12 protein-coding genes are annotated in these 16,806 nt (G+C 65.1%); 7 read left to right on the top strand and 5 right to left on the bottom strand.

Annotation, left to right across the window (positions count from 1 at the left end; translation table 11 throughout):
• Nucleotides 1–322: 322 nt before the first annotated feature.
• Nucleotides 323–1,192, bottom strand: a complete 870-nt coding sequence (locus tag MesoLj_RS06455; protein ID WP_140776697.1) for a transglutaminase-like domain-containing protein — start codon at nucleotides 1,190–1,192, stop codon at nucleotides 323–325.
• A gap of 168 nt (nucleotides 1,193–1,360) precedes the next feature.
• On the opposite strand from MesoLj_RS06455, the gene MesoLj_RS06450 reads away from it, so the two are divergent.
• Complete coding sequence (locus tag MesoLj_RS06450; protein WP_202325470.1) at nucleotides 1,361–2,026, top strand: HAD-IA family hydrolase; 666 nt, start codon at nucleotides 1,361–1,363, stop codon at nucleotides 2,024–2,026.
• 8 nt (nucleotides 2,027–2,034) lie between these two features.
• Here MesoLj_RS06450 and MesoLj_RS06445 read toward each other — a convergent pair whose 3' ends face one another.
• Nucleotides 2,035–2,256, bottom strand: coding sequence for a DUF1674 domain-containing protein (locus MesoLj_RS06445; protein WP_140776701.1), 222 nt, complete (start codon nucleotides 2,254–2,256; stop codon nucleotides 2,035–2,037).
• Nucleotides 2,257–2,361: 105 nt separating this feature from the next.
• Here MesoLj_RS06445 and htpX point away from each other — a divergent pair, with 105 nt between their 5' ends.
• The 4 genes from htpX (at nucleotide 2,362) to purH (ending at nucleotide 8,382) form a co-directional block, all read left to right on the top strand.
• On the top strand, nucleotides 2,362–3,384 hold the full coding sequence (gene htpX, locus MesoLj_RS06440; protein ID WP_202325469.1) for a zinc metalloprotease HtpX: 1,023 nt from the start codon (nucleotides 2,362–2,364) through the stop codon (nucleotides 3,382–3,384).
• The gene (locus MesoLj_RS06435) at nucleotides 3,381–4,769 is read left to right on the top strand and encodes an RsmB/NOP family class I SAM-dependent RNA methyltransferase (protein WP_202325468.1); all 1,389 of its coding nucleotides are present in this window, start codon (nucleotides 3,381–3,383) and stop codon (nucleotides 4,767–4,769) included. The genes htpX and MesoLj_RS06435 overlap by 4 nt, the downstream gene beginning before the upstream one ends.
• Before the next feature lie 148 nt (nucleotides 4,770–4,917).
• On the top strand, nucleotides 4,918–6,642 hold the full coding sequence (locus tag MesoLj_RS06430) for a heparinase II/III family protein (protein WP_202325467.1): 1,725 nt from the start codon (nucleotides 4,918–4,920) through the stop codon (nucleotides 6,640–6,642).
• 123 nt (nucleotides 6,643–6,765) lie between these two features.
• On the top strand, nucleotides 6,766–8,382 hold the full coding sequence (gene purH / locus MesoLj_RS06425) for a bifunctional phosphoribosylaminoimidazolecarboxamide formyltransferase/IMP cyclohydrolase (RefSeq protein ID WP_202325466.1): 1,617 nt from the start codon (nucleotides 6,766–6,768) through the stop codon (nucleotides 8,380–8,382).
• A gap of 42 nt (nucleotides 8,383–8,424) precedes the next feature.
• Here purH and MesoLj_RS06420 read toward each other — a convergent pair whose 3' ends face one another.
• Entirely contained in the window at nucleotides 8,425–9,801 is a 1,377-nt protein-coding gene (locus MesoLj_RS06420; RefSeq protein ID WP_202325465.1) for an MFS transporter, read from the bottom strand.
• Between the two features lie 200 nt (nucleotides 9,802–10,001).
• Nucleotides 10,002–14,813 (bottom strand): NAD-glutamate dehydrogenase, encoded by a 4,812-nt coding sequence (locus tag MesoLj_RS06415; RefSeq protein ID WP_202325464.1) that lies wholly within the window; start codon nucleotides 14,811–14,813, stop codon nucleotides 10,002–10,004.
• A gap of 136 nt (nucleotides 14,814–14,949) precedes the next feature.
• On the opposite strand from MesoLj_RS06415, the gene MesoLj_RS06410 reads away from it, so the two are divergent.
• Nucleotides 14,950–15,513, top strand: coding sequence for a peroxidase-related enzyme (locus MesoLj_RS06410; protein ID WP_202325463.1), 564 nt, complete (start codon nucleotides 14,950–14,952; stop codon nucleotides 15,511–15,513).
• A gap of 124 nt (nucleotides 15,514–15,637) precedes the next feature.
• Nucleotides 15,638–15,964 (top strand): YciI family protein, encoded by a 327-nt coding sequence (locus MesoLj_RS06405; protein WP_056575027.1) that lies wholly within the window; start codon nucleotides 15,638–15,640, stop codon nucleotides 15,962–15,964.
• Between the two features lie 9 nt (nucleotides 15,965–15,973).
• On the opposite strand, the gene MesoLj_RS06400 is transcribed toward MesoLj_RS06405, so the two are convergent.
• A complete protein-coding gene (locus MesoLj_RS06400; RefSeq protein ID WP_202325462.1) occupies nucleotides 15,974–16,588 on the bottom strand; it encodes a LysE family translocator in 615 nt (204 codons plus the stop codon).
• Nucleotides 16,589–16,806: the final 218 nt, after the last annotated feature.

Here is a 16,806-nt window from a genome sequence, read left to right as displayed (position 1 = left end):
GGATTCCAGCCGGACGGCGCCCGTTATGCACCGGAGCGGAGGCGCCGATCTCAACATGTTGTTTTCATTGGATTTCGATCTTTGCCAAGGTGAATGATCGGTAAACAGGAACGCGCGACTTCGGTGTGTTTACGAACCGCTTACCATGCCCGGATCGAAGCAATCACGCAGTGGTCGGCGCCGTCCTGTTGCGGCACAGGCCTTCTGTGCCGAAGCGGATCACTGTCCCGAAATTGCGGGACAGACATGATGCGGCAGGGAACCAGGGTGCGTTGAGATCCAAGGTCAGGCCGTTTGCAGGCCGGCCGAATATCGATGCGCCTCAAGCCAGCATCTGTGCGCTCACCGTCCTGTCGATACCGTGATGGGGCGGATTGAACAGCTTGCCTTCCTGTTCGTAGGTCCACACCTTGAACAGGGCGAGCCGGTGCGGGCCGAAGCTGTGCAGCAAGGGCACATCGGTGGCGTCGCGGCCGCGCGCGATGACGACGCGGCCGGTTCTGGGCCGGTTATGGCGTGGATCGAACGTGTACCACTTGCCGTCGAGGAACACCTCCATCCAGGCCGAGAAATCCATCGGCGCCGGATCGATCGGCACGCCGATATCCCCGAGATAGCCGTTCACGTAACGCGCCGGAATGTTCATGCAGCGGCAAAGCGTGATCGCCAGATGGGCGAAGTCACGGCAGACCCCGACCCGTTCCTCATGCGCCTGCGCCGCCGTGCGGGTCGAACGCGCATAGCCATAGCCGAACGACAGCCGGTTGTGGACATAGTCGACGATCGCCTGCACCCGCGCCCAGCCGGACGGAAGATGACCGAACAATTGCCAGGCGAGGTTGCTGAGGTGATCTGTCTCGCAGTAGCGGCTGCCGAGGAGATAACCCAGCACCTCGTCAGGCAACTCGGCCACCGGCACTTCCCTGGCCAGCGTGTTGACCTCGTCCGTCTCGCCGCTGTCCTCGACGACCGCGTCATAGAGGATGCGAAACGTACCGGCAGGCGCGGTGAAGCGGCGGCAGCCATTGCCATGCAGGTCGTGATAGAGCCTGGTCGGCACAGCAGGCGAGGTCAGCACGCGCGTCTGCCGCTTGATGTCGGCCTGTCTGTCCTTGTGGATCTCCAGCAGCGAAATCACAGGAGTGGCCTCGGTGCATTCAATAGCGATTTCGTAGCCGAGCCGGATCAGCATCGCACGTCCCCTTCGATCGTCATGGAAAGCAGGTGCCGTTGAAACGTCGCAATGTGGCGGTGGTTCCCTGGACCGCCCCAAAATACGCCTCGCGCCTTTCCATGTCGGTGGCTTGACGTTACGGTTGGGCCCTCCCTCGACACGCTCCCCCGGACTTCAAGGAAAATCATGTTTTCTGGCAGAAAATTCGCCGCCTTCCTCTTCGACATGGACGGCACCCTCGTCAATTCCATCGCCTCGGCGGAGCGGGTGTGGAGCGATTGGGCACGCCGCCATGGTCTTGACGTCGCCGCCTTCCTGCCGACGATCCATGGCGTGCGGGCGATCGAGACCATCACGAACCTTGCCCTTCCAGGCGTCGATCCGGCGCATGAGGCCAACCTGCTGCTGAAGGCCGAGGCCGACGATCTGGATGGCATTGTCCAGATCCCCGGCGCCGTGGCGTTTCTCAATGCCTTGCCAAGCGCAAGCTGGGCGATCGTAACCTCGGCGCCACGTTCCTTGGCGCTGGCGCGCATGAAGGCCGCCGGCATTCCGGTTCCCGCCGTCCTCGTCGCCGCGGAAGACGTTTCCCGCGGCAAGCCGGCGCCCGACTGCTTCCGGCTGGGAGCGGAACGGCTCGGCGTCGATGCGCGCGACTGCCTTGTGTTCGAGGATGCTCCGGCCGGCATCTCGGCGGCCGAGGCCGCGCAAGCCGCGGTCATGGTGATCAGCGCCACACACGCGCATCCGTTGCCGACGCACCATGCAGCCATCGCTGGCTACGACGATGTCGGTATCACCATCGACGAGCGCGGTTGGCTGGCGCTTGAGCGGCAGCGCAACGCTGCCTAGACGAACCCCTAGAAATCGCTGGTCAGGCCCTTGACCTCCCAGTCGCCATAGCGGCCGGGTTCCTTGCCGCCACGGCCGCCGAGTTCCTTCGGCAGGGCGGCTTCCTTCTCGCGATATTCGGTGCGCCGGGCCTCGGCCTCGGCCAGCGCCCGCCGTGCGGCCGGCGTCAGCTCCTTCGGCAAGGCGTCGCCGTCGGTTTCGGCGGGCGTTTTACTGGTTTCGTCGGTCATGCGATATTCCCCGCGGATTGAAACAGCGGCAGCTCTTTCCCATCATATAGCCATGAAACCGAGACTATCGACCTCTTTTTGCCACCACCACGACAGGAGCAGACGATGAACACTCTCCGCACCGCCATGCTTCTTGCCGCGATGACGGCGCTGTTCATGGGCGTCGGTTTCCTGATCGGCGGTTCGGGCGGGATGATGATCGCGCTGCTGATCGCCGCCGGCACCAATCTGTTCAGCTACTGGAACGCCGACAAGATGGTGCTGTCGATGAACCATGCCGTCGAGGTCGACGAGAAGAACGCACCGGAATATTACGCCATCGTCCAGGCGCTGGCCAAGCAGGCCGGGCTGCCGATGCCGAAAACCTATCTGATCGACAATCCGCAGCCGAACGCCTTCGCCACCGGCCGCAACCCGCAGAACGCGGCGGTCGCCGCCTCCACCGGCCTGTTGCAGCGGTTGAGCCATGAGGAGGTCGCGGCGGTCATGGCGCACGAGCTCGCCCATGTCCAGCACCGCGACACGCTGACCATGACCATCGTCGCCACCTTTGCCGGCGCCATCTCGATGCTGGGCAATTTCGCGTTTTTCCTCGGCGGCAATCGCGACAACAACAACCCGTTCGGCTTTGTCGGTGTGCTGGCGGCGATGATCGTGGCGCCCTTCGCCGCCATGATCGTGCAGATGGCGGTCAGCCGCACACGCGAATACGAGGCCGACCGGCGCGGCGCCGAAATCTGTGGACACCCGCTCTGGCTGGCATCCGCGCTTGACAAGATCGCCCGCGGCGCCGAACGCATTCCCAACCCCGATGCGGAGCGCAATCCGGCGATGGCGCATCTCTTCATCATCAATCCCCTGCATGGCGAGCGCATGGACAATCTGTTCTCCACCCACCCGAGCACCGAGAACCGCATCGCCGCGTTGCAGGAGATGGCGCGCGGGATGGGCGACGGCGCGGTACGCACCCCCCAACGCCAGGCGCCGGTTCCATCGCAGGCTGACGAGCAGCAGTCGGCCGGCCCCTGGGGCAAGCCGGCCGCTGCCGAACCGCCGGCTGAACCGGCCAAGCCGAAACCCAATCCATGGGGTCGCAACCCGACCGGGCCCAAAGGCCGGTGGTCGTGAGCGTGGCAGGCAGCACACCTCGGCGCACAGGCTCAGGCGATCAGGACCAGAAGGACGGCGGCGAATTCGTCGCCGGTCTCGCCGCCCGCAAGGCGGCGGCTCGGCTGCTTGCCGCCGTCATCGACGCAAGGACGCCGCTCGACGGCTTGACCGACCACGAAAACGGCCATCCGCAATACAGGGCGCTCGACCTGCGTGACCGTGGCCTGGTGCGCGCCATCCTGGTCACCGCGCTGCGCTATCGCATGACCATCACCGGGCTGCTGGCAAAGCGACTGGAAAAGCCGCTGCCGCCCAATGCCACCGCTTTGTCGCACATACTGCATGTGGCGGCGGCGCAGATCCTGTTCCTCGACATTCCCGACAGCGCCGCCGTCGACCTCGCGGTCACCCACGCCAAGTCCGATCCGCGCACGCAGCGTTTTTCCGGCCTGGTCAATGGCGTGCTGCGCACGCTGGCTCGAGCCAAGGAAACCGAACTGCCGGCCGCCCTTGCCGCCACCGACGAAGCGCCGAAATGGTTTTCAGACCGGCTGCAGGCCGCCTATGGCGCGGACAAGACCCGACAGATCCTGGCGGCGCATCGCCATGAGGCACCGGTCGATTTCTCGGTCAAGGCCGATCCCGAGCTGTGGGCCGAAAGGCTTGGTGGTACCGTGCTGCCGACCGGCACGGTGCGCGTGGAAAATCTTGTCGGCGCGGTCACCGACCTGCCGGGCTTCGCCGAAGGCGCCTGGTGGGTACAGGATGCGGCGGCCAGTCTGCCGGCAAAACTGTTCGGCGATACCAAGGGATTGCGTGTGGGCGATCTCTGCGCGGCGCCCGGCGGCAAGACCGCCCAGCTGATCCTGGCCGGCGCCAGGGTCACCGCCGTCGACACCTCGAAGAACCGGCTGGCGCGGCTGGCGCAGAATCTCGAGCGCCTCGGCCTCTCGGCCGACATCGTCCAGGCCGACCTGCTCGAATACGAGCCGGCGGAGCTGTTCGACGCCGTGCTTCTCGACGCGCCCTGCTCGTCGACCGGCACGGTACGCCGCCACCCCGACGTGCCGTGGACCAAGACCATGGCCGATGTCGAAAAGCTCGCCGACCTGCAACGCAGGCTGCTCACCCGCGCCGTCACCCTGGTCAAGCCCGGTGGCAGGATCGTCTTTTCCAACTGTTCGCTCGACCCGCTCGAAGGCGAGGAGCTTTATCGCGCTTTCCTCAAGCAATCGCCTGATGTCGTCGACGATCCCCTGCATCAGGGCGAGATCGCCAGCATCGATTCGTTCCTGACGAAACAAGGCACGCTGCGCACCACGCCAGCCGATCTCGATCTCGGCGCGCCGGAACGTTCCGGCCTGGACGGTTTCTTCGCCGCCCGCATGCGGCGCGCCGGCTGAATATGTAAGCATCCGGATTTGCTGACTTTTTTAGGGAGGGGATGGGACAAAACCCGGTGAAACGGACCCGGTCCCAGGAATTCGCCTTCGCACGAGTCGTTCAATCATGTAAACTTGGTGCCGGGGTAGAGGACGATCAGGAGGGCTTTTGGCACTTGCTGCCGGCAACACGACGCGTCTGTGGACGCTGGTAGCGAAGGAGTTCTGGCGCAAAACGCGCCGGCGCCTGCGTGCCGGGCCGATTTATCGCTGGCGCTATTCCGGCCGCACGCCCGAACGCGTCCTGATCGCGCCACCGGACCTGCGCCTCGCCGACCCGCAGATCGCGCTTGAGATCTACTACGGCCGTTATCCCTTGTCGGGGCATCTGGTCGAAACCGGCGGCAAATCGCCTTTCCAGATCAACGTGCCCAACCGCGGCTGGCAGAAGACGCTGCATGGGTTTCGCTGGCTGCGCCACATGCGCGCCGCCGGTACCGAACTTGCCGCCGCCAATGCGCGTGCCCTGGTATCCGACTGGATCGCCATGCATGGCAACAACATTGCCGGTGTCGCCTGGGAGCCCGGCACCACGGCCAAGCGCATCATCGCCTGGCTGCAGCATTCCTCCGTCGTGCTGCAGGGCGCCGAATTTCCCTTCTACCGCGCTTTCCTGAAATCGCTGGCCGTCCAGATCCGCTATCTCAGGTCGATGGCGCGCGAAATGCCCGACGGCAAGGACCGGCTGCGTGCCCGCATCGCGCTCGCCTTTGCCGCTCTTTCGCTACCGGCGCCGGCTTCGGCGCTGCGCGGCGCAACCCGCAACCTCGCCGAGGAGCTCAACCGCCAGATCCTCGCCGATGGCGGCCATATCTCGCGCAATCCGATGGCGGTGCTGGAAATCCTCGCCGACCTTTTGCCGCTGCGCCAGACCTACGCCAACCAGGCCGAAACCCCGCCGCAGGCGCTGATCGGCGCCATCGACCGCATGCTACCGGCGCTGCGCTTCTTCCGCCACCAGGATGGCAGCCTCGCCCGCTTCAACGGCATGGGCGCCACCATCCACGACCGCATCGCCACCATCCTGCGCCATGACGACACCGCCGGCGCACCACTGCTGCACGCGCCGCATTCGGGCTACGAGCGGCTGTCGATGGGCGGCGTCACCGTCATTGCCGACACCGGCCTGCCGCCGCCGGTCGACGTCTCCAACGCCGCGCATGCAGGCTGCCTCGCCTTCGAATTGTCGTCCGGCCGCCAGCACTATATCGTCAATGCCGGCATCGACACCTATGGCGCCGCCGAGTTCCGGCCGCTGGCGCGCGCCACCGCCGCGCACTCGACCGCCACCATCAACGACACCTCGTCGGCTCGCTTCAGCCATTCGCTGCGCGTCAACGACCTGCTCGGTTCGCCGCTGATCGGCGGCCCGCAGCATGTGCAGTGCAAGCGCATCGACCAGAAGGGCGTCCAGGGCTTCATCGCCCGCCATGACGGCTATATCCAGCGGTTCGGATTCCTGCATGAGCGCGAGCTGAAGCTGTCGACGGACGGCAATGTGCTGGCCGGCAGGGACCGGTTCCAGCGGCCCGGCAATGCCTCGATCCGCAACAATGGCCGCGACTTCATCACCGTGCGCTTCCACATCCATCCCGACATCAACCTGCTGCAGGACGAGCACGACCGGCTGGTGCTGACCGCCGACCAGGCCGACAGCTGGGTGTTCACGTCAGGCGAAGTGGTGCCGGAGGTCGAGGAATCGATCTATTTCGCCGGTCTTGGCGGCCCGCGCCGCAGCCGGCAGATCGTGCTTGCCTTCAAGGCCTCCGAGGTGTCCGAAGTCCACTGGCAGCTGACGCGCACCAGCATCGCCGGCTATCCGGAAAACAATTGATCTTGCCGGCCACCGCTGGAGCATGACGCCGAAAAGTGTGCAGCGCTGGCTTGCCGCTTGATTTCCTGATGTCATGTGCTACGGCGCGGGCTTGCCCCTCCAGCCGTGAAAGGCCGCCAGCCCATGGCCGTCGCCGCCAAGAACATTCCCGCCCCGGATCTCGTCCCCGTGCGCCGTGCCTTGCTCTCGGTTTTCGACAAGACCGGCCTCATCGACTTTGCCAGGGCATTGGCCGCGGCCGGTGTCGAGCTGGTCTCGACCGGCGGCACGGCCAAGGCGATCGCGGAAGCCGGCATGGCGGTGCGCGACGTCTCCGAGCTCACCGGTTTTCCCGAGATCATGGACGGCCGCGTCAAGACTTTGCATCCGTCGGTGCATGGCGCCCTGCTTGGCGTCCGCGACGACCCGGAGCATGCCATGGCGATGCGCAAATACGGCATCGAGCCGATCGACCTCGTCGTCTCCAATCTCTATCCGTTCGAGGAAGTCCGCCGCTCCGGCGCCGACTATGCGGCGATCGTCGAGAACATCGACATTGGCGGCCCGGCGATGATCCGCGCCTCGGCCAAGAACCACGCCTATGTTGCCATCGTCACCGATCCCGGCGATTACGCTTCGGTGCTGAACGCGCTGGAGATGAACATCGGCTCGCTGTCGCTGGATTTTCGCAAGAAGCTGGCGGCCAAGGCCTTTGCCCGCACCGCCAGCTATGACGCGGCGATTTCCGGCTGGTTCGCCGAGGCGCTGGAGATCGAGCATCCGACCTGGCGCGCCTTCGGCGGCAGGCTGGCCGAGGTGATGCGCTACGGCGAAAACCCGCACCAGGGCGCCGGCTTCTATGTCAATGGCGACAAGCGTCCGGGCGTCGCCACGGCACGACAGCTGCAGGGCAAGCAGCTGTCCTACAACAACATCAACGACACCGACGCCGCCTTCGAACTCACCGGCGAGTTCGACCCTGCCCGCTCCGCCGCTGTCGCCATCATCAAGCACGCCAACCCCTGCGGCGTCGCAGAGGGCGTGTCGCTAAAGGCAGCCTATGCCAAGGCGCTTGCCTGCGATCCGGTCTCTGCCTTCGGCGGCATCGTCGCCGTGAACCGCACCCTCGACGCCGAGGCGGCGGAGGAAATCGTGAAAACCTTCACCGAAGTGATCATTGCGCCCGACGCCACCGAAGAAGCGGCGGCAATCGTCGCGGCGAAGAAAAACCTGCGCCTGCTGGTCACCGGCGGCCTGCCCGACCCGCGCGCGCCCGGCACGACGGTCAAGTCCGTCTCCGGCGGCCTGCTCGTTCAGGGCCGGGACAATGCCGCGGTCGACGACCTCGAGCTGAAGGTGGTGACGAAGCGGGCACCGACGCCGGCTGAGATGGCCGATCTCAAATTCGCCTTCCGCGTCGCCAAGCACGTCAAGTCGAATGCCATCGTCTATGCCAGGGACGGCGCCACCGTCGGCATCGGCGCCGGCCAGATGAGCCGGGTCGATTCCTCCCGCATCGCCGCCCGCAAGGCGCTCGACGCGGCCGAGGCGGCAGGCTCGGCCGAACCGCTGACCAAGGGCTCGGTGGTCGCCTCCGACGCGTTCTTCCCCTTCGCCGACGGCCTGCTCTCGGCGATCGAAGCCGGCGCTACGGCGGTGATCCAGCCCGGTGGCTCGATGCGCGATGACGACGTCATCGCCGCGGCCGATGAACATGGCATCGCCATGGTGTTCACCGGGGTCAGGCATTTCAGGCACTGAGCGCTTCTTCCTTTCCCCTTTTGGGGGGAAAGGGAAGTGGAGCTATTCCGCCGGCCGGTCCGCCGGGTACGGCGTGCGAACCAGGATCGCCATGCCGATGCCGAGGAACAGGATGATCACGGCCATGCCAAGCCGCGCCGAGTCGCTCAGCGCGGTGATGGTCGCCACCATGAACGGCGCCAGGAAACTGGTCGCCCGTCCGGCGAGCGCATAGATGCCGAAATAGCGCCCGGATTCCGCCGCCGTGACGCTGCGCGCCATGTAGGAACGCGACGACGCCTGCACCGGACCGAAGGCCAGCCCGATCAGCAGGCCGTACATGATGTAGGCCTTCTCGGCGGCCGTGCCGAACAGGCCACCTGAGTCGGAGGTCGAAAGTTGGATCAGGCCGAGCAAGGTGAAGCCTGGACCGGTCGAGACGACACCGATGGTGGCGACGGACAGCATGACCAGCGAAATCATCACCACCGCCTTGGAGCCGAGCGCGGTGTCGAGCCGGGCGGCGATCCAGCAGCCGAAGATGGCGACGACATTGAGGATAATGCCGAACATGCCGATCTCGGTGATCGACCAGTGGAACATACCCGCCGCGAACGTGCCGCCGAGCGCCAGCAAGGCGTTGACGCCGTCCTGGTAGATCATGCGCGCGACGAGGAAGCGGAAGATGCCGCCGCGCTTGCGTACCTCGGCCAGTGTCGATTTCAGTTCGGACAGGCCTTCACGCACCGCCGGCCCGATCGGAATGCCCTTGATGGCATCCGGCGTGAAGAAGAACATCGGCAGGATGAACAGGAAATACCAGCCGGCCGAAAGCGGCCCGGTGGCGCGCGCATCCTCGCCCAGCTTCGGGTCGAGCCCGAACAGCGGGTTGATGCCGATGATCGTCTTGCCGGTCTCCGGCGAGCCGGCGAGACAGGTGACGACGAAGATCAGCGCGATCATGCCGCCGAGATAGCCGAGGCCCCAGGCCGTGTTGGAGATGCGGCCGATCTCGCTCTTCGGCACCAGCCGCGGCATCATCGAATCGTTGAACACGGTGGAGAATTCGGCCGCCACCGAGGCCAGCGAGAACAACCCCACGATCAGGAACAGGTTCGAGCCCGGCGCGGCGAACCAGAGCAAGGTGAGACTGGTGATCTTGATCGCCGCGAAAAACCCGATCCACGGCTTGCGCGGACCGGTCTGGTCGGCGATCGAGCCGAGGATTGGCGACAATATTGCGATGACCAGCCCGGCGGCGGCTATGCCGTAACCCCATACAGCCTGGCCGGTGGTGGGATCGCCCGCCATGCGCGAAACGAAATAGGGGCCGAAGATGAAGGTGGTGACGACCGTGAAGAACGGCTGCGCCGCCCAGTCGAAGAACATCCATCCCCAGATGCCGCGCCCGGACGCACGCTGCACTGCTACCTCGGCCATATCCCCTCCACTCGCCTACGCTTCGTTGGCGGTTCGCGCCATGTCTGCATGTTTTCCGATGGTCATGCAAACACAAGCGTCGCAGGCGCCAACCCTTACCTCCCCCTTGTGGGGAGGTCGGACCGAGGGTCCGGGTGGGGGTCTGGCGCCGCCACCCCCGCTGCTTCGCAGCGACCCTCCCGCTAGGCGAAAGGTAAGCCTCACATCCCCGTCAGGTCGCTCATCAGCCCTGACGCCACCGACAGCCGCGACACGGTGATGTCGCCGCCTTCGGTCAGCGCCTGCAGCCGCTCGCGGATACGCGCCACGCGCTCGCCGCCGGCTTCCAGCCAGGCCGCGACCGCATCGGCCGCCTTGGCGTGACCGGTGAGTGCCGCAACCGCGATGCCGCGACGCGCCGCACCAATCGTGTCGGTGGCCCGCGAAAGCGCCAGCTGATCATAGTAGTCCGAAGGCGTGATCGAGCGCGCGGCGTCCTCGACGCGCGGAATGCGGAAGGCATCGCTCACCGCAAAGAACGCTCGTGCAGCCGCGACGATGTCGGCATTTGCCATCCGCGCGGTCAGCGCGATGTCGGGGATGAGTTCCGCCACCTCGCTCAGCGCCAGCTGTTCGGCCAGCCGCTCAGGCGCGCCGGCCTTGAACAGCCCGTGCCGTTTCTCCTCGATGCGTTCGCGCGAAAACGCCGGCAGCAGCGAAACGAGCTTCGGCTCCAGCGCCTTGCGCGCCTCCTGCAGTTCCGCGATGCGCTGGCCAAGGGGTGCCGTGCCGGTATCGTTCTTGAGATACCAGCCGCTGGTCACGTAGATCAGCCGGCTCACCATCTGGTAGAGATCGAGCTGGACCTGGCCGTCGATCTGGTTGTCGAGCGCGTCGATCTCGCGATAGAGCGCGGGCAGCGCAAAGCCGTCACGCACCACGGCGAAGGTGCGCACCACGTCGGCGGCGGTGCGCCCCGTGGCCTCCTGCAGCCGGTTGACGAAGGAAGGGCCGCCGCGATTGACGAGGTCGTTGGCGACGACGCGGGCGATGATCTCGCGGCGCAGTCGGTGGCCATGGATCTCGGCGGCGTATTTCTTCGCCATCCGGTCCGGGAAATAGCCCATCAGATCGCGGTCGAAATGCCCGTCGGGCACGTCGCTGGCGACGATGTCGGAAAACAGCACGATCTTGGCATAGGCGAGCAGCACGCCGAGCTCGGCCCTGGTCAGCGGCTCGCCCCGCGCTTCGCGCTCGGCAAGGGCCGCTGGTGACGGCAGTGTTTCCACGGCACGGTCGAGCAGGCCGCGCGCTTCGAGCGCCGACATGAACCGGGCCTGGTGCGCGATGTCGGCGAGGCCGCGCTTGCGGGCGATCGAAAGCGCCAGCGTCTGCTGATAGTTGTTGGACAGCACCAGCCCGCCGACCTCGTCGGTCATCTCGGCCAGCAGCTTGTTGCGTGCAGGGCGCGTCAGCGATCCCTTGCGCATGGCCGACGCCAGCGCGATCTTGATGTTGACCTCGACGTCGGAGCAATTGACGCCGCCCGAATTGTCGATGGCGTCGGAATTGCAGCGGCCGCCATTCATGCCGAATTCGATGCGCGCCCGCTGCGTGACGCCGAGATTGGCGCCCTCCCCGATCACCTTGGCACGCACGTCGAGCGCCGTGATGCGGATGGCATCGTTGGCGCGGTCGCCGACCTCGGCGTTGGTTTCGGTGGATGCCCTCAAGTAAGTGCCGATGCCGCCGAACCACAGAAGATCGACCGGCGCCTTGAGGATGGCGGTCATGATCTCGACCGGCGTGGCGGTCGTCTTGCCGAGGCCGATTGCCGCCGCGGCCGCGGCCGGCAGGGTGATCGACTTCTGATTGCGCGAGACGATGATGCCGCCTTCCGACAGCTTGCTCTTGTCATAGTCCTGCCAGCTCGAACGCGGCAGCGCGAACATGCGCTCGCGCTCGGCCATCGAGGCCGCCATGTCCGGATCGGGATCGATGAAGATATCGCGATGATCGAAGGCGGCGATCAGCCTGGTTTTCGGCGACAACAGCATGCCGTTGCCGAATACGTCGCCCGACATGTCGCCGACACCGACGGCGGTGAAGGGCGAGGTCTGGATGTCGCGGTTCATCTCGCGGAAATGTCGCTTGACGGCTTCCCAGGCGCCCTTGGCGGTGATGCCCATCTTCTTGTGGTCATAGCCCGCCGAGCCGCCGCTGGCGAAGGCATCGTCGAGCCAGAAGCCATGCTTCTCGGAGATGGCGTTGGCGGTGTCTGAGAAGGTCGCCGTGCCCTTGTCGGCGGCGACGACAAAATAGGGATCATCCTGGTCGCGGCGCACGACACCCGCCGGCGGAATGACGCCGTCCAGTCCGATATTGTCGGTGATCGACAGCAGGCTGGAGACGAAATTCTTGTAGGCGGAGGTGCCCGCCTCGAAGATCGCGTCGCGGCTGCCGCCCACCGGCAGGCGCTTGGGGAAGAAACCGCCCTTGGCGCCGACAGGCACGATCACGGCGTTCTTGACCTGTTGCGCCTTGACCAGGCCGAGCACCTCGGTGCGGTAGTCCTGGGCACGGTCCGACCAGCGCAGACCGCCACGCGCCACCGGGCCGAAGCGCAGATGCAGGCCCTCGACCTCGGAACCATAGACGAAGATCTCGCGCCACGGCGGTGGCGCCGGTAGCCCTTCGACCGCCTGCGACTCGAGCTTGATCGCCAGGGACTGGCCTTTCTGCTTCGTATCGGTAACGAAATGATTGGTGCGCAGCGAGGCTTCGATCAGGTTGAGGTAGCGGCGGATGATGGTGTCGTCATCGATGTTGGGCACATCCTCCAGCGCATCCTTGATCTTGGCCTTGAGATGCTTTGCCGCCACCACTCCATCGCCCTCGGCCGTGGGGCCAAGCCGGGCGATGAACAGCGCGTGCAGGCCACGCGCGATCTCGGGATAACGGTTGAGGGCGGCAGCGATGAAGTCCTGGCTTTGCGGAATGCCGACCTGCTGCAGATAGCGGCCATAGGCGCGCAGGATGGTGATTTCGCCGGACCACAGGCCGGCCGTCTGGGCGAGGCCGTTATAGCCGTCATTGTCGACATCGCCGCGCCACACCGACAGGAACGCGTCCTCGAACAGCGCGCCGCCATCGGCAAGGTCGATCGGCTTGCCATAGCTGTTCTCCAGCTCCATGTCGTGGATGAAGACCATGCCGGGCTGATCTCTATTGATCATGCCGGACTGGTCGTCGCCGACCTCGAAGGTGCGCTCGCTGATGACGCGGAAGCCGATGTTTTCCAGCACCGGCACCCGCCGCGACAGCGCCACCGGGCTGCCATGGTGATAGATCTTCAGCGCCGCCTGATGCGGCTTCTGCTCGGCATGGCGGTAGTAGTCGATGGCGATCGGATTATCGGCGCTGATCCTGGCGATGCGCCCGGCATCGACCAGCGCCACTGCCGCGCTGAAGGAGTCGCGATAACTTTCCGGCAGTCTTGCGGCGATGGCCTTCAACGCCTGGTCGCCGCCATCGGCGTCCGCCGCGTCGGAAAGGGCATCCTCCCAGGTGCGCACGATATCGCGGATCGCCGCCTCGATCGTCGCCTGCTCGACTTTCGGCGTCTTGCCGCCGGAGCGGCCGATGATGAAGTGCACGCGCGCCAGCCCGCCTTCGGGGAAGGCCGGGTAATAGGCCGACAGCCGGCCCTCGAACACGGTCTTGAGGTAAGCGCCGATCTTCTCGCGCACGACGCTGTCGTAGCGGTCGCGCGGTACGAAGACGAGAATCGAGACGAAGCGGTCGAACTGGTCGGCGCGCACCAGCGCCCGAACGCGCGGCCGCTCGATCAGCCCCAGAATGGCCGCGGCGTGCTTGCGCAGGATCGGCACCGGCACCTGGAACAATTCGTCGCGCGGATAGCTTTCCAGCACGTTGATCAGCGCCTTGCCCGAGTGGTCATGCCGGTCAAAACCGGACTTGGCGATGATGGTCTCGGCCTTGGACCTGAGATACGGGATCTTCATCACCGACCGCGTGTAGGCGGTCGAGGTGAACAGGCCGACGATGCGCAGTTCACCCGACAACACGCCCTTGGCGGTGTAGGTCTTGACGCCGATGTAATCGAGATAGATGCGCCGGTGCACGGAAGACTTGGCATTGGCCTTGGTGACGATCAGCGGCTCCGGCCCATGCAGGAAGGCGCGAATCTCGGGCGTTGTCGTCACCGCTTCGGTGCCGCGCCTCAGCACCAGCACATCGGGATCGCTGAGGATACCGAGGCCGGGCTTGTCGGCGCGCTCCAGATTGCCGCTTTCCTCGCCGCCGGTGTATTTGAACTCACGCATGCCGAGGAAGGTGAAATTGTCGTCGCGCAGCCATTCCAGGAAGGCGATCGCCTCCGCCACGCTCTTCTTGTCGAGCGGCACCGCGGAATAGCGGAACTCGGAGATCGCCTGGTCGAGCCGGGCCAGCATCGGCTTCCAGTCGTTGACGGCGGCGTGAACCTGGCCAAGCATCTTGCGCAGCCGCTCGGTCAAGGCGTTTGCCGCGTCCGCCGTCAGCCGCGGGATATGGACGTGGATGACGCTCAGCCGGTCGTGATTGCCGTCGTCCTTGGCGAAATTGCCGTCGCCCAGGATTTCCTCGACACCGCGCTTGCCGTGGCGCACGGTGATGACCGGGTGGGTGACCAATGTCGGCTCACCTGATGTCTCGGTAACCTCGCCGAGGATGGAATCGAACAGGAACGGCATGTTGTCGTTGACGACGGTGATGACCGTCACCGGGCGGCCTTCGCGAGCGACGCCCGAATCGGTCTCGACGGCAACGACGCACGCGCCCTTCTTGTGCCTGGCGACCGCCTCGCCGGCGAGGTCGGCGGCGCGTTCGAGGTCCGCCACGTCATAGGCGGCGATGTCTTCGGCCGGCGCGCGGGCGAGGAGGTAATCGGCGAGCCGGGCTGGCCTTTCCTCGGTCTTTGTCGCTGATGTGGTTTTTTTCTTCGGCTTCGCTGCGGATTTCACGCTGGCCATGACGCTATTCCCTCCCGTCGAATGCTTTTACGACTATCGTAGCAGATGACCGCTGTTTGGCGACAAAGGTTTGACGGCTTGCCGAGAATTATCCGAATTCGGCGGCAAGGCGGCGCCCGAAGAGGAGAAAATGACCATGACCGGCAAAATCACCGCGCTTGATCTCGATTCAGGGGAACTGAGCGAACCGACAAAGGCCTATTTCGCCAAATGCGAGGAGAAGCTCGGCCTGGTTCCGAACGTGCTCAAGGCCTACGCCTTCGACGACAAGAAGCTGCGCGCCTTCACCGACATGTACAACGATCTGATGCTGGGTGATTCGGGCCTGTCGAAGCTGGAGCGCGAGATGATCGCGGTCGCGGTCTCCTCGATCAACCATTGCTATTACTGCCTGACCGCGCATGGCGCGGCGGTGCGCCAGTTGTCCGGGGATCCGGCGTTCGGCGAAATGATGGTGATGAATTTCCGCGCCGGCGCTCTGTCGCCGAGGCAGGCCGCCATGCTCGAATTCGCGGTCAAGCTGACCGAGGAGCCGGCCAAGATCGTCGAAGCCGACCGGGCGGCGCTTCGAACGGCCGGCTTCAGCGACCGCGACATCTGGGACATCGCCTCGACTTCAGCCTTCTTCAACATGTCGAACCGTGTGGCTGCTGCGATCGACATGCGGCCGAACGACGAATACCACGCCATGGCACGGTGAGGCTCCAACCTCGCCTTACATTAGGCATTCCTCATTCTCGTTGCTTGTTTGCCGGTTTGGTCCGATGATCGGCAGGCGGCATGACCGCATGCCGGTTCGATGCCGCTCATCAAGGGAGGAGAACATGGCGAAGTTTCTCTATGTCTATCACGGCTCCGGAAAGATGCCGACGAGCGAAGCCGAGCGAAAGGCGATGACTGACGCCTGGACAGGCTGGTTTGGAAAGCTTGGTTCGGCTGTTGTCGACCCGGGCAATCCGGTCGGCATGTCGAAGACCGTCATGCCCGGCGGCAAGATAGAGAACAATGGCGGCAGCAACCCAACCGGCGGCTACTCGATCATCGAGGCCAGGGATATCGACGATGCCGCCGAGAAGGCCAAGGGCTGCCCGATGCTGGCCATGCCGAACTGCAACGTCGAGATCGCACCCATCATCAATATGATGGGCTGACGCCTCGCCTCAGGACCGCGCAGCGATCGCCGCGGCAGCGCCGGCCATTGTCGTGGCGCTGATCCGGTTGGCGATCTTCATGGCGCGCTTGCTCTTCAGGAGCTTGCGCGCCTGAGAGGCGGCAAGCACCCAGGCGAGATCGATCGCGATCAACACCACCGCCATGGTCGCCGTCAGCTCGACCCAGCCGACAATGCTGACCGAAGCCAGGTCGATGATGGTCGGCAGCAGCGCCAGGTAGAACATCATGATCTTGGGGTTGCCGAGCGTTACCGCCATGCCCGCGAAAAACAGCTTCGCCGGCGAATCCTCGCGCGGCATCTCGCCTTCTTTCGCGTCGACAGGCGCCGTCCACATCTTCCAGGCAAGGTAAGCGAGATAGGCGACACCGGCCCATTTCACCACGACAAAAGCGAAGTGGAAGGTCTGTGCCACCACGGCCAGCCCGAACACCGCCAGCGACAGCCAGATGCCCTCGCCGATCCACATGGCGAGCAGGAACGGAAACACGTCGCGAAAGCCCTTCGAGATGACGCGCGCCACGAGTGCGGCGATCGACGGGCCGGGCGAGCCGGCGGCAACGAACAAGGCGGCGGCGAAAATCAGCAGCGAGGTGAGGTGCATGGCGGAGCCTTCCAGCGTTGGAGGGTGAAGGATATCCGATCGGTGGTGGTTTGGCACCCTGCCGCCCATCGTGAGATTCGCCCTCAAGAGACGTCGGCAATTGATTGACTCCTGTCATGCATCAGTTGCTCTGCCGGTCGCCGAAGCCCTTGCCCATCCGCCGCCTTGTCGCTAGAAGACCCGCCGCGAAAACAATTTCGAGCTTCACTTTGCCTCAG

This window comes from Mesorhizobium sp. 113-3-9, from assembly GCF_016756515.1.
GTDB lineage: Bacteria > Pseudomonadota > Alphaproteobacteria > Rhizobiales > Rhizobiaceae > Mesorhizobium.
Note: the sequence above shows the minus strand (reverse complement) of the source record. Positions and strands in the feature narration are given on the sequence as shown.